General features: G+C 39.3%; 10 protein-coding genes. 6 read left to right on the top strand and 4 right to left on the bottom strand.

Going from position 1 to position 13,544, the window contains the following annotated elements; all coding sequences use genetic code 11:
• Nucleotides 1–404 precede the first annotated feature (404 nt).
• Nucleotides 405–2,597 carry a cation:proton antiporter gene (locus AA650_RS14795; RefSeq protein WP_053539591.1) on the bottom strand — a complete coding sequence of 731 codons (2,193 nt, stop codon included), beginning with the start codon at nucleotides 2,595–2,597 and terminating at the stop codon, nucleotides 405–407.
• Between the two features lie 742 nt (nucleotides 2,598–3,339).
• Between AA650_RS14795 and AA650_RS14800 the strand changes: the two genes are divergently transcribed.
• Nucleotides 3,340–5,034, top strand: coding sequence for an ABC-F family ATP-binding cassette domain-containing protein (locus AA650_RS14800; RefSeq protein ID WP_027401786.1), 1,695 nt, complete (start codon nucleotides 3,340–3,342; stop codon nucleotides 5,032–5,034).
• A 154-nt stretch (nucleotides 5,035–5,188) separates the two neighbouring features.
• On the opposite strand, the gene AA650_RS14805 is transcribed toward AA650_RS14800, so the two are convergent.
• Entirely contained in the window at nucleotides 5,189–5,809 is a 621-nt protein-coding gene (locus AA650_RS14805; protein WP_053539592.1) for a Uma2 family endonuclease, read from the bottom strand.
• A gap of 110 nt (nucleotides 5,810–5,919) precedes the next feature.
• The gene (locus AA650_RS14810) at nucleotides 5,920–6,108 is read right to left on the bottom strand and encodes a hypothetical protein (RefSeq protein ID WP_053539593.1); all 189 of its coding nucleotides are present in this window, start codon (nucleotides 6,106–6,108) and stop codon (nucleotides 5,920–5,922) included.
• A 59-nt stretch (nucleotides 6,109–6,167) separates the two neighbouring features.
• Between AA650_RS14810 and AA650_RS14815 the strand changes: the two genes are divergently transcribed.
• Together AA650_RS14815 and AA650_RS28725 are read left to right on the top strand one after the other, a co-directional pair.
• Nucleotides 6,168–6,650 carry a hypothetical protein gene (locus AA650_RS14815; protein ID WP_234413192.1) on the top strand — a complete coding sequence of 161 codons (483 nt, stop codon included), beginning with the start codon at nucleotides 6,168–6,170 and terminating at the stop codon, nucleotides 6,648–6,650.
• A gap of 282 nt (nucleotides 6,651–6,932) precedes the next feature.
• Nucleotides 6,933–7,112 carry a hypothetical protein gene (locus tag AA650_RS28725; RefSeq protein ID WP_234413193.1) on the top strand — a complete coding sequence of 60 codons (180 nt, stop codon included), beginning with the start codon at nucleotides 6,933–6,935 and terminating at the stop codon, nucleotides 7,110–7,112.
• Nucleotides 7,113–7,384: 272 nt separating this feature from the next.
• Here AA650_RS28725 and AA650_RS14825 read toward each other — a convergent pair whose 3' ends face one another.
• Complete coding sequence (locus AA650_RS14825) at nucleotides 7,385–9,958, bottom strand: M1 family metallopeptidase (RefSeq protein WP_053539594.1); 2,574 nt, start codon at nucleotides 9,956–9,958, stop codon at nucleotides 7,385–7,387.
• A gap of 628 nt (nucleotides 9,959–10,586) precedes the next feature.
• Here AA650_RS14825 and AA650_RS14830 point away from each other — a divergent pair.
• The 3 genes from AA650_RS14830 (at nucleotide 10,587) to AA650_RS14840 (ending at nucleotide 13,027) form a co-directional block, all read left to right on the top strand.
• Complete coding sequence (locus AA650_RS14830) at nucleotides 10,587–12,245, top strand: DUF3352 domain-containing protein (RefSeq protein ID WP_053539595.1); 1,659 nt, start codon at nucleotides 10,587–10,589, stop codon at nucleotides 12,243–12,245.
• A 259-nt stretch (nucleotides 12,246–12,504) separates the two neighbouring features.
• Complete coding sequence (locus tag AA650_RS14835) at nucleotides 12,505–12,777, top strand: BrnT family toxin (RefSeq protein WP_053539596.1); 273 nt, start codon at nucleotides 12,505–12,507, stop codon at nucleotides 12,775–12,777.
• Nucleotides 12,761–13,027 carry a BrnA antitoxin family protein gene (locus AA650_RS14840; RefSeq protein ID WP_053539597.1) on the top strand — a complete coding sequence of 89 codons (267 nt, stop codon included), beginning with the start codon at nucleotides 12,761–12,763 and terminating at the stop codon, nucleotides 13,025–13,027. Before AA650_RS14835 ends, AA650_RS14840 begins: the two co-directional genes overlap by 17 nt.
• Nucleotides 13,028–13,544: the final 517 nt, after the last annotated feature.

Below are 13,544 nucleotides of genomic sequence, written 5' to 3' on the forward strand. Positions count from 1 at the left end.
AATGACTGTAAATATTTTTGTTCAATTACTTACCACAGTTAACTAACGGTTTGCTATTAAGTAGGAAAAGTATATTACTGTAAAATATTGATATTCTTGTCAAGTCACCAGGGTTACACACCCTTGGCGGTTATACTACCACACTTGAGTAAAGCCTTGCTACAAAGTATCAAAAATATATTGAAATAAACCATTGATTTTATCAATACATACTATAAGAAATAATCTATCATTGCTACTAAACGCGGCATTGGTGAATCAAAATAAGCGACTCGTGCGGTCAAAATTGCATAGAGTTTCTTTTTTTTTGCAAAGGTGCGTTAAAAAGATATGGATAATTTATTTGTTCCGTAACTTATCCATGAATGCAAATTAAAAGCACCTAAGCTCAACCATGAGAATAGTTAGGAATTATCAGTGATTTCTTGGGTATTAACTGCTGGTAGGAGGGCGGTAAGGTGTGAGGTAACTTGACTGTAACGACGGGTAATGAGTAATGAAGAACGACATTGAATGGCGAGTTGATCTGTGTATCTTCCCAGGGTTTGGCGTTCAATTCCCCACAGACGGCTAGTACCAACAATGGTCAAATCAACATTTTCGGAGGCTGCAATTACGGATTGGATTGGTTCTGGGGATGTAACGCTTTTGATTTCAATGCGATCGCGCACACTTTGTGGTAATCGCTCAATCATGGCGTTGAGTTCATAACTTAATTCTTCTTGGATGTGAGTGCCTTTAAAGACTTGTAAAACTTGTAAAATACAAGTATCCCGATTAATCAGCATTCTCAAAGCGATAATTAATGCTAAATCGTCATGGATGTTGGCGGAGTAGGGAACTAATAAACTTTCAATGGCGTTGCCTCCCTTATCTACAAATACGGCGACATCTACCGGTGTGGTACTGAGAATTTGTCCGACTCTTCCCCCTAACCGATTGTTGCTAAAAGCTGGACGATGCCAACCGACGAGAACTAAATCTGGTTGTTCAATTTTGGCTATCTGTGCTGTTTCTCTGGCAACATTGCTAGATATGCGAACTATAGGATGGATATAGGAGCGTGTTTCTGGTGGTTCTAGGGTAGCGATTAATTCTTCTAGTTTTTGGCGACGTTCGGCAATAAGTCTGTCGGCTTCCGTTGGGGTACTTTCAAAACCATAGTCTTCTTCGAGTTCAATGAAGCTGAGGGGATAAACTACAGCAGGTTGTCGGTTGTTGACGGCGATCGCAGTTGCCAACTGTAACAAACCTTTTTGGGTAGCGGGATTAGCCACTGGGACTAACATCCGATATTGGGTAATATAAGGTTCGCTGGGGACTGGTACGGCTTCTGCTGGGATTTCAGCTTCTGGTTCAACAACATCTAATCGGATCAGGCGTTTCGGATAAGTAAATTCCAGTAATGGTGAAGTCATGAATGTTGTCACCAAAGCCATAATTACTAACATGGTGAAAAGTAAGGGGGTAATCACGCCTAACTCTAAACCAATATTCAAGACAATTAATTCGGTTAAACCGCGAGTATTCATCAACCAACCCAGGGCTGATGCTTCCCGTTTGTCAATACCACTAATTCGAGCGGCTATATAAGCACCAGTAAATTTACCACCAATTGCTACTAATAAAATCAAGGCTGACAATAGCCATAAATGAGGACTGTTAAGCAAACCAATTTGTGTTTTTAAACCACTGTAGGCGAAGAATATTGGTAACAAAAATATAAGGACGAAATCTTCAGTTTTGATCGCTAATTCTCTGACTAACTCTTCATCTTTGGGCATGACTGCGCCTAATAAAAATGCCCCAAAAATTAGGTGAATACCGATAAATTCAGTAATTAAGGCGGAGGAGACAACTCCCATATAAATTACAGCCAGAACGAATTGACTCAACCGCCCAGCCCGACGATGATGTTTACTCAGACGTTTGAGAAACCATCGCCCAATTGTGAACATGAAGCCAATATAAGCAATACTTTCAATAATGGTGAGAATAGCTTGTTGATCAATGCTACCGTGACGAGCGACAGCGATCGCTACTGCTAAAATACACCAGGCTGTCACATCATCTACTGCCGCACAAGTTAAGGCTAATGTCCCCAAACGAGTTCCCTGTAAGTTATTTTCGGTGATAATTCTCGCCAACACCGGAAAGGCAGTAATTGACATCGCCGCCCCTAAAAATAAGGCAAAGGGGGCAAAATTGACATGATTACTAGAAACTAAGGGATAAAGGACGAAAGACAATACAAAAGCCGAAGCAAAGGGAACAATAATACTGAGATTGGAAATGAGAATGGCAGTTTTTAAGTTACCACTCAGATACTTGGGATTTAATTCCAACCCAATCAGAAACATGAAAAATATTAGCCCTATTTGCGATAAAACATTCAAATAAGGCATGGTTTCTGGTGGAAACAGGCTATGAGCTAAACCAGGAGCAATTAAACCAAATAATGATGGACCAAGCATGATACCAGCGAAAATCTCGCCGATTACCAATGGTTGTTTAATTGCTTTGAATCCCAGTCCCACAAGTCGAGAGAGTCCAATCACAATTAATACTTCAACCAAAACGAGAATAACTGTGTGCATATTTTCCTCATTGACAATAATTGAGTTCACTATGATAATTTTTGACAAGATAGCAGGAGTCAGGAGTCAGAAGTATCTTACTTTATGGCTTTTATTGTATATTCTGGATCTCATCCAAGTGCATACTGCTATAGTTCAAATTGTCAACATAACTAGATATAAGTAGGTGAACACAATAAAACCAAACTGTGTAAAGAAACGTAAAATCGCCCAAACCCTCTTCACTCTTGCCTCTTGCCTCTTGCCTTTTGCCTTGCCATAACGACAATTTTCAACGCCAACCTACTTATTCTCAACTATTTTTATTAATTCAAGATGTTAATTATTGTTACCTTGCTATCTTGATTATCTCAGAAAATCAGTATTAATTTGTTGTTAAACTGTCAATAAACTTGAGAATTAGCAAGTATAAAACCTAAATCAAGAGAATCAAGTGGTCAGAACCTTTGATTAATAAATTATTTCCGCATAAAAGCTGACAATAAACCATAAATTCTTAAACAGTCCTCTGATTAAAAATTAGAAAAAATGTCTCAGGTGTAACCTAAAATACTTGCCGGCAAATCCTGTCTTTCTTATTCTGTCTTCTTCTGACAAAGGGCGCAGGCCCTGCGCCCCTACCTCCTGAATCGAGGAAAGAATTTAGGTTTATAGCCAAAAAATTGTAAATATGGCGTTAAATTTTGTTAAGATTAGATACGGCGTTAGCTTTGCCCCCTGTCCCCTACCTACGAGACGCTTCATGCTGCGATTAGAACATATCAGTAAAATTTATCCTACAGGCGAAGTTCTTAAAGATGTCAACTGGGAAGTCAAACCAGGAGATCGTATTGGTTTAGTTGGTGTTAACGGTGCGGGAAAATCCACCCAATTGAAAATCATCTCTGGGGAGATTGAACCCACCGCTGGAGAAATTATTCGTCCCGCCAGTCTACATATAGCTTATCTTAACCAAGAATTTGAGGTTGACCCCACTCGTACAGTTAGAGAAGAATTTTGGACTGTATTTAAAGAAGCTAATGAAGTGCAGAAGGCTTTAGCTCATATCCCTCATGAGATGGAAACAGCTAATCCAGAAGAGTTAGATGAGCTAATTCATGAGTTAGATCGGTTACAGCGTCAGTTTGAAGCTTTGGATGGATATAATTTAGACTCACGGATTGGTAAGATATTACCAGAGATGGGATTTCAACTAGAAGATAGCGATCGCCTAGTTAGTGCCTTCTCCGGTGGTTGGCAAATGCGGATGAGTTTAGGAAAAATCCTCCTGCAAAAACCCGACTTATTACTACTGGACGAACCGACAAACCACCTAGATTTAGAAACTATTGAATGGTTAGAAAATTACCTCAGAGGTTTAATTACCCCAATGGTCATAGTTTCCCATGACCGGGAATTTTTAGATCGTCTGTGTAACCAAATCGTTGAAACAGAAAGAGGTGTTTCTAGTTCTTACCTGGGTAATTACTCATCCTACCTGCAACAAAAAGCCGAAAATCAATACGCACAACTCAACGCTTACGAACGTCAACAAAAAGAATTAGAAAAACAACAGGCATTTGTAGAAAAATTCCGTGCCAGTGCTACTCGCAGTACCCAAGCGAAAAGTAGAGAAAAACTACTTGATAAAATTGAACGCATTGAAGCACCGACAGGAGGAATGAGAACCCTACATTTCCGTTTTCCTGATGCCACTCGTAGCGGTAGAGAAGTAGTGGAAATTAAGGACTTAACCCATATTTATGGGGATAAAATTCTGTTTTTATCTGCAAATCTGCTGGTGGAAAGAGGAGACAGAATCGCCTTCCTTGGTCCCAACGGTGCAGGTAAGTCCACACTGTTAAAAATTATGATGGGTGTTGAACCACCCACAGAAGGGATTGTGAAATTAGGTGATCACAACGTGATTCCTGGTTACTTTGAACAAAACCAAGCGGAAGCCTTGGATTTAAATAAAACCGTCATGCAAACCATCCATGACGAAGTTCCCAACTGGACAAACGAAGAAGTCCGCACATTGTTAGGCAGATTCTTATTTACTGGTGATACTGTATTTAAGAAAGTTGCGGCATTGAGTGGAGGTGAAAAGGCTCGATTAGCATTGGCAAAAATGCTATTACGTCCAGCAAATTTAATCATCCTGGATGAGCCTACCAACCACTTAGATATTCCGGCAAAGGAAATGATGGAAGAGGCTTTGCAAAACTATGATGGTACTGTCCTTGTAGTTTCCCACGACCGTTATTTTATCTCCCAAGTAGCTAACAAAATTGTCGAAATTCGTGATGGTGATTTTCATGTTTACTTAGGCGATTATCACTACTATCTCGATAAGAAAGCTGAAGAAAAAGAACTGGCGGAATTGGCAGCAGCAGAAGCCGCAAAAGCCGCTAAAAAAGCCGCTAAATCTGCAAAAGCTGGAGCAAAGCAGAAATAGGTAATGTCGGCGAATGGGTGACTGATTGTGTTTCTGGCTTTCTGTCACCTATTTTTTAATTATGATAATTGAACGCAGATGAACGCAGATAAACACAGATAAATATGGATGATTATTCTGTGCAGTTTCAAAAAAAATTAGTATAAAAGAGAAATTACATAGTAACAATACCCCCGGACGCAAAAACTTGTTTTGCTGTTAATTGCAAGTTGGGAAAGATTGAGGAAAGCAATTGATCATTGTTTTGAAATAATCGCTTTTGATATTCGTCTTCTACTAATGTACAAATTGTAATTGTTGGCAGTTTGATTTTGCCAATATATTCTCTACCACCAATGCCTAAATAATCTACAATCCAATATTCAGGAACAGCTAATAGGGCGTAATCTTCAACTTTGCGAGCATAATCATTTTGCCAGTTTGTGCTGACGACTTCAGCAATTAGTTTAATTGATTTTCCTGATGTAATTACAGGCTCTTTTTGCCATAATGGTTCATTGATTAGTTGGGTTTGGTCTAATACAATCACATCGGGACGAAAGGCTGTGTTTGTTCCCAATAGTTTGATCAAGCAGCGATGGGGGATAAAGTATGGTAAGTCTTGATGATCAATTTCTACATTCAGTTTTCGCCCAATTAATGATGATACCTGTTCATGGGGTCCTGTTGGTTCCATCTCGATTAATTCCCCATCAATAAGTTCATAGCGATCGCTGTCGCCATACTGAGTAATAAATTCATTAGCTGTAATTAGTTTTAGGGGTGATTGTACCATGATTATGTTTCTTGCTGATTAAATAAAGATTATTCTGTCGTTTGGAAACCGCATCTACATAAAGAAAACTTAATTTAACACCCATAAGCATTGCTAAACTTCTACAATACCTATAATATATCTAATGTTATCACTCCCGGTTCGCTCATTTTTTTTGGAGTTCGAGAAATTGCCAAAAAAACAAGAAATCCAGGTGTCGTAATGGTTTTAGCGATTTCCCGAAATTTAGCTTGAACTACCACATCCGGCGCTAAAACTCTATTTTTATGCGATCGCATAAAGTCTGTAGGGTAGTACATTTTTATCAAAGCCGAAAACCCTGATTAAATCGTTCAGCTTTTTTGTAACTCGATTTTAAATGGGCGAACCGGGAGTTATCATCAATGAATCCTCAGTCACCATAAAAACAACCCAAAAGCCAATTTATTTGCAACCAGATGTTATCAGCCGTCGGATTCGGATTGGGCTAATTGCCGAAGGAGAAGCAGAATTGGGTGCAAGTATTCCTTACATTAAACCAGAAGATGGGGGGAAAGTTATTGAAAGAAACAATGAAGGCGCACTCCATACCTTAATTAGACGAGAATTAGAAAATGCTGGATTGCCTGATTGTGATTTTATTCAAAGACATCCATCTATTAAAGAAAGTCAAAAACGGACTTTACGAACTGGACATTCAATTTTAGATATCAAATATCTAGCGCAAATTGTTATTTTGTGGAAACCAGAGGATGTAGACATGATCATCATTGTGGTTGATGCTGATGATAAACTAGAACAAAGACAAATTGATTTAGAACGAGCTTTAAATAAAATTCGTGATAATCATTTAAGTAGGTGAACACAATAAAACCAAACTGTGTAAAGAAATGTAAAATCGCCCAAACCCTCTTCACTCTTGCCTCTTGCATGAGTGCCTTTTGCCTTGCCATAACGACAATTTTCAACACCAACCTACTTAGATATTAACGAAAAACAAATTAGCGATCGCTCTGCGGGAGGTTTAGCAATTAGAAATTTTGAGACTTGGTTACTTGCTGATACCCAAACTGTTTCAACTATTTTAGGTGTAGAGTTAGAAAAACTGGAAAATTTAGAGCATTTAGACAATACAAAGGATATTTTGGAGAATGCAATTTCTCAATCAACGTATTTATCTGAAGATACTAGCAATCAGCGATCGCTACAAATTCGCTGGAACTTAGGTAAACAGATTGATTTGGCAATAATCAAAACTGGCTGTCCACAGGGATATGCTGCTTTTACACAATCTTTACTGGTAGCGACGAAAGCAGTTAAGTAGGTTGGGTTATTGTGTAGGGGTAAAGCAAGAGCTTCATAGGTGTCAACTTAAGCTCAAATCCCTACCACATCTCGTTCCTAGTCTCTGACTAGGAATGCAGTTGATGAGGCTCTGCCTCTAATATCATTGAAGGCAGAGCCTTCTAGAATTCATTCCCAGTCTCGACTGGGAATGAGACGAGTTGAGTTCTTTGCGGGATAGATGTTTTACGTTAAGTTGACACCAATAAGCTTTTGCTTTACCCTCACCTCACTACAATGCCTAAGTCATACTTACTTTGATTTTGCTTCCAGATTTTCCAAACGGCTTTTCAATTCCTGATTTTGCTGTTTGATTTGATCAAGTTCCTCACGTAACTGCTTCAGAGTTTTGTCTGTGCCGATGTTCTTTTGCACCTTACTAACTTCCTCTTCAGCATAGCGACGGACTCGCCCATCTGCGGTTTGATTGGCTAAAGATTGCAAAATACCAATGGCTTTTGGTGTTTCCATTTGTCCCAAGGCTGTTAAAACGGCTACCTGGGTTAAAAAGAAAGTCTCTCTGGCAATTTCCGCTAACCGATCTAAAATCCTTTCTATATTAGCCGGAGTTTGACCAGTGGATATTTTGCCCACTGCGCGAATTGCGGACAGGCGTAATGGTTGCGGTATCCCAGCTTTCGTGTATTCCAGGAGTAAATTTAAAGCCGTTTCTGAAGATTTGAACTCAGCCAAACCAGCTACAGCCCCACTACGGACAACTTCATTCCAACCTGCCCTTTCTTCTAAGACAGATTTAAGTAACTTGATTACCTTGTCTTCATGGGGTTTATCTTCTAAATGCGCTGCTGCTATGGTGGCAATAGTTCGACAAGCCGCAGCTTCTACATAGTAGCTGGCATCGCCATCTTGGACAAAACTTTTCACAGCCTTGTAGCTGTTATGAGTTTTAATTTGTGACAAAGAACTAATTACCGCCCGCCGCACAAAGGGACTAGGATCATTTAAGCCAACGACTAAACCATCAAAAGCTTGATCTAACTGAATTTCTGCCAGTTCTTTGGCAACTTCGACCCGTACACCCCAAAAAGGATCATTTTTCAAAGCTGAGGATAGGGCAAGAGTCGCTTCTAATCCGCCTTTTTTCGCTAAAGCTTCTGCTGCATAAATGCGGGAAATAGGATGAGGATCAAATTCTAATTGGGCTTTTAATTCGGAAATTGGGTATTCTAATTTGACAGTTTTTAAGTAATTATTGCCGACATCAAAGCTAATAAAATCAGGCTTTTGTGTTAGTGGAAAGTAAAAACTTTGTTCTTTTTCATGGACTCGAACTGTAAAAGTTGTGAGTTGGGGATTTTCTTTATATCCAAAACCAATGGGAATCCTAAGATTAAATAAATCCTTACTATCGGCTTTAGCTTGGGTTTGGGTGACAGTCACCTTCGCCAAATTTGCGTCACCATCCCAGGCATAAGCTACTTTAAAGTCAGGATGACCACCACGATAGACATATTGATCAAACAGGAAAGCTAAATTGCGTCCTGTGGCTTTTTCAATCGCTCTTAATAAGTCTATCGTTTCTACAGTTTTGTGGGCGTTATCTTGAACAAAAGTTTGCACAGCTTGCCAAAATAACTCATCGCCCAATTCTGCGCGAATCATGTGATAAACACAAGATCCTTTTTCATAAATGTGGCGATCGTAAAGTTCGATCGCTTCCCGATAAACATGAGTTACCATTGGTCTACGGTAGCGACTACTATCTTCACTGAAATAACTCCGCGCTTCCGACAACCGATAATATGCAGCTTCTTGGTCGCCATATTCCCGTTGAGTCCACATTACCTCCGAATAGGAAGCCATCCCTTCCTTAATCCAAGCATGAGACCAATGTTTAATCACCACCAAATCTCCAAACCATTGGTGTGCGAGTTCATGGACAACCAAACTTTCGGTATTGCGATTATCTAATATTGCCCGTTCATCTAGTAAACAACGGTCAGTGAGGAGAGTGGTGGAAGTGTTTTCCATACCTCCAAAAATAAAATCATCTACACAAACTTGGGCATATTTGGGGAAAGCGTAGGGATAACCATACTTTTCGCTCAAAAATTCGATCATTTGAGGAGTTTTGCCCATGCTACGTTTAGCATCTGCTTCTCGTCCCTTTTCGACGTAGTAGGTAACAGCTTTACCATGCCACTCGTCCCGAATTTCGGCAAAATCGCCTACTGCCAGTGTCATCAAATAGGTAGGATGAATTTGTTGTTGGGACCAATGGTAGGTTGTGTATTTTGCCTCTTCTACGGTGTCAATGAGTTCACCGTTGGAGATAGCAACTAAGGGTTGAGGAATGCGGACGCGAATTTCTGATGTTGATAACTGTCCAGGGTAATCGAAACAAGGAAACCAATAGCGAGAATCTTCGTCTTCTCCTTGTGTCCAGACTTGGGTGGGTTTGTGGGGGTAGTGTTTGTCTGGTTGGATGAAGTAAATACCCCGTTGGGGTTTTTCGGCTGCGTAGGCGATCGCAATTAACAAACGATGACCAATTTCTGTAGGCTGTGATAGGTAAATACAAAGCTGTTCGCCATCATATTCAAACTTTTGTGTAACTTCGTTTACCTGTACTGACTCAATTTTCAAATTGACAGCATCCAAAGTCAACCTATCAATCCCATTCCGCACTGGCAATAGGCGAATACTACAACTTCCGTAGCAACTTTGGTTCGGGATATCCAAATTCAGATCCAGAAAAATATGTTCTACCTGTCCAGGTCGGTCAGGGTTATAGTGTGGTTTTGCCCCCGGTAATTCAAAACGCTTATGTCCGGTTTTTTCAGTATCAAAATAAAACTGCAACATTTATTATTTCTAGCCTTCTAATCCTAAAACATTTAATGGGATGTAAGTCATACAAATACAGAAGTGTAGCGTAGTATGACATTTTTTGCCTGTTTGATTCTGGTAACGTCGGCACTACCTGAATCTACAGATTGACAAAGCTGATTTAGCTACTGTTGTCACACTTAAGAATTTAAGTATGTAACTCTTCTCTGCCTCTGTTCCAGAGGGTATTCATCCGTGATCCATAATTATTGATTACAAATACTACTAATTTTCCATATAGTTTTAGAATAACTGGGAGGTGACAAATTGACTATTGTTTTCAAAGGAATAAAATATCATAGATTTCCGATTATATCAGTAAATACCGTGAAAATAGCGGAAATTAGCGATAAAAAAGAATTCAAACATGAGAATTCATGAGCATTAAGTTTTTTCAGCACTTAATTGTAAACTGTATCTAGGAGTCGAGTATGCCCAACCTTTTTATACTCAATGTGCAATATCCACTGATATCAACGAAACTGACAAAATCCTCAAAATATAGTTCTTTTAATGAATTTTTGCCTAGATAAATTTCCCCAACCACCAATGAGCATTTCATTGAATCTGTTATATCATTTACACCAATAAGGAGTATTTACCAGTGTCTGCAAAAAAACCATCGTTCTTAATCCCTGTAATTGGTACTGCTGTAATTATAGCAGGGGGCATAGCAGCTTATATGTACCTCAAGGGTGGTACGAATAGTTCTAGCCCTTTAGGTAGTGCTAAATTAGTACCTGCAACTGCATTAATGGCAACTTATATTGACACTAATCCTGAATCTTGGAATAAGTTGCAGCAGTTTGGTACACCGGAAGCGCGGAAGTTACTAGGTAAAGAGTTCCAGAACTTCAATCAACAAATGTTGAATGATAGTAAGATATCCTACGAAGCAGATATTAAACCTTGGGTTGGTGGAATGATGATTGCGGTACTACCACCAGATGCAAAGAAAGTATCTCAGGACAACTTTCGCGCATCCGAAGCACCAAATTATTTGTTGGTGGTCGGGATTAAAGATAAAATAGCTGCTTTGAAATTTGCAAATAAGTTGAAAGACAAAAAAAACGTCAAAATTCAGGAATCTGACTACAAAGGTCAAAAAATTATCGAATCTACAGGTCAAGGTCAACCGACTTATGTAACGGTTGTGAATAATGACTATTTGCTTTTAACATCCAATAAACAAGCTGTAGAAAAAGCGATTGATACCTATAAAGGCGAACCTTCTTTTGTCACTAAAGAAGGTGCAAATGATATTCTGAGCAAAGGTGTGGATGTTAAGAATGGTTTGGCGCAAATTTATGTCCCTGATTATGCCAATATGATTCAACAATTAACGGCATTTAATCCTCAATCTAAACAATTACCCCCACAAACTCTCGCACAAATTAAGCAAGTGAAATCATTAACAGCAGGGGTGGGAATAGATGATGACGGCTTGCGATTAAAAGCAATTGTGAATTTAGATCCCCAACTAAATAAATTCCAATATCAAGCTACTCCCGCCAAGATTGTGGGACAATTTCCTAGTGAAACTTTGGCTTTAACTAGTGGACAAGGTATTAGTAAAAGCTGGGAAACTTTTGTGGAACAATCTAAAGATTATCCCGAATTAAATCAAGGAATTCAACAAGCGCGGACTCAACTAAAAGCTCTGCAAATTGATTTAGATAAAGATATTTTTGGCTGGATGAATGGTGAGTTTGGTTTAGGTGCAATTCAATCTAATCAAGGTTTATTAGCTAATGTGGGTTTTGGAGGTGCGTTAGTATTGGATACGAGCGATCGCAAAACTGCCGAAGCTACCTTCACCAAACTCGATAATTTAGCCAAACAGCAATCTCTCAATGTCGCTCAAAGAAACATTGGTGGTAAAAATGTCACAGAATGGCAAATCCCCCAACAAGGCGCTCTCGTGGCACATGGTTGGCTCAATGATAATACAGCATTTGTGGCTATTGGTGGACCCGTTGCGGAAACACTAGCAAATCGCAAAGGTGCAGCACTTAATCAAAGTGATACCTTTAAAACTGTTACAGGTTCTTTACAAAAACCCAACGGTGGTTATTTCTATTTAGATATGGACAAAACCAAAACCATAATTCAGCGTGTATCCGCTCAAAGTCAACCTTTACCTGCGGACGCTACCGCTATTCTTGATTCTATTCGTGGTGTTGGTGTGACTGTTAATAGTCCTAGTAAATCCATGACTCAAATGGAGATGTTGTTATCTCTTAAATCTGGTAAGGGGAAGTAATATCCTTTATGATTTTTTTTCACGCAGAGGCGCAGAGGCGCAGAGAGTAGTTTGTAGGGTGCGTCAGACCCGATAATTTGGTAAAAAACAGATATCTTCTATCTGACGCACCTTATTCAGTGGGGTGGTTTACGCTTTTCCTGACTCTATAGAATAGGATTTCTAGAATAATTGACCGCAGGATAATTCCAACAATACCTGCGGACTCTGGGATTTAGGGGATTTAGACATAATTCTCACAAATACATATAATATATGTATGCAAGTTGAATGGAATCCCGAAAAAGCTAAAAGCAATTTACAAAAACACGGAATCAGTTTTTCTGATGCTGAGGCCGTGTTGTTTGATCCCTATGCACTTTCTGTTGAAGATCAATCAGCACAAGGTGAACAGCGATTTATTATTATGGGGATGGATCACCTTTGGCGGTTGCTAGTAGTAGTCTATACCTATCGAGGTGATAACATTCGCTTAATTTCTGCCCGTCCTGCTACTCCTAAGGAGAGACGTGAATATGAAACCGGAATATGATTTTGATCAGGCTAAACGGGGTGCGATCATTCCACAACAAGGTAAAACTCGTATTACCATCTATATTGATGATGATATTTTGGAAGCGTTTAGACAAAAAGGAGACGCTGAAGGGAAAGGTTATCAAACAATGATGAATCAAGCGTTACGAGAATATCTTGATCAAGCCAAATCCCCCTTAGATGAAGATACACTACGCCGAGTTTTTCAAGAAGAACTGCGGGCTGTAACTTTTGTTAGTTCACTTTGATTACTCCTCTATGGTATAAGTAGGTTGGCGTTGAAAATTGTCGTTATGGCAAGGCAAAAGGCAAGAGGCAAGAGGCAAGAGTGAAGAGGGTTTAGGCGATTTTACATTTCTTTACACAGTTTGGTTTTATTGTGTTCACCTACTTAATTGACCAGTTAAAAAAAATAATTAAACTCATAACTTCCGAGTTTGTAGGGTGCGTCAGACCCGATAATTTGGTAAAAAACAGATATCTTCTATCTGACGCACCTTATTCAGCAACGCCAAGATTTCTAGAATAATTGAACGCAGATAAACGCAGATAAACGCAGATAGGAACGGATGAAGATGAATTAATGGATTTGATGATTATATATAATGGACTTCTCCGGTAAAGATTGTAGAGACGTTCCATGGAACGTCTCTACAAGGGGTTCAAACGACGCACATTTAATTTTCGGAGATGTCTATTGTATTGCCTTTTCCCAATTACCAATTACCAATTACCAATTACCCATTACCAGCCTCAACAGATATG

Source organism: Anabaena sp. WA102 (assembly GCF_001277295.1).
Lineage (GTDB): Bacteria > Cyanobacteriota > Cyanobacteriia > Cyanobacteriales > Nostocaceae > Dolichospermum > Dolichospermum heterosporum.

Excerpts from the sequence above, each read along its gene's own strand:
- AA650_RS14805 (WP_053539592.1), bottom strand. The coding sequence starts at position 5,809 with ATGGTACAATCACCCCTAAAACTAATTACAGCTAATGAATTTATTACT.
- AA650_RS14825 (WP_053539594.1), bottom strand. The coding sequence starts at position 9,958 with ATGTTGCAGTTTTATTTTGATACTGAAAAAACCGGACATAAGCGTTTT.
- AA650_RS14815 (WP_234413192.1), top strand. The coding sequence starts at position 6,168 with ATGGGCGAACCGGGAGTTATCATCAATGAATCCTCAGTCACCATAAAA.
- AA650_RS14840 (WP_053539597.1), top strand. The coding sequence starts at position 12,761 with ATGAAACCGGAATATGATTTTGATCAGGCTAAACGGGGTGCGATCATT.
- AA650_RS14835 (WP_053539596.1), top strand. The coding sequence starts at position 12,505 with ATGCAAGTTGAATGGAATCCCGAAAAAGCTAAAAGCAATTTACAAAAA.
- AA650_RS14800 (WP_027401786.1), top strand. The coding sequence starts at position 3,340 with ATGCTGCGATTAGAACATATCAGTAAAATTTATCCTACAGGCGAAGTT.
- AA650_RS14810 (WP_053539593.1), bottom strand. The coding sequence starts at position 6,108 with ATGTACTACCCTACAGACTTTATGCGATCGCATAAAAATAGAGTTTTA.
- AA650_RS14795 (WP_053539591.1), bottom strand. The coding sequence starts at position 2,597 with ATGCACACAGTTATTCTCGTTTTGGTTGAAGTATTAATTGTGATTGGA.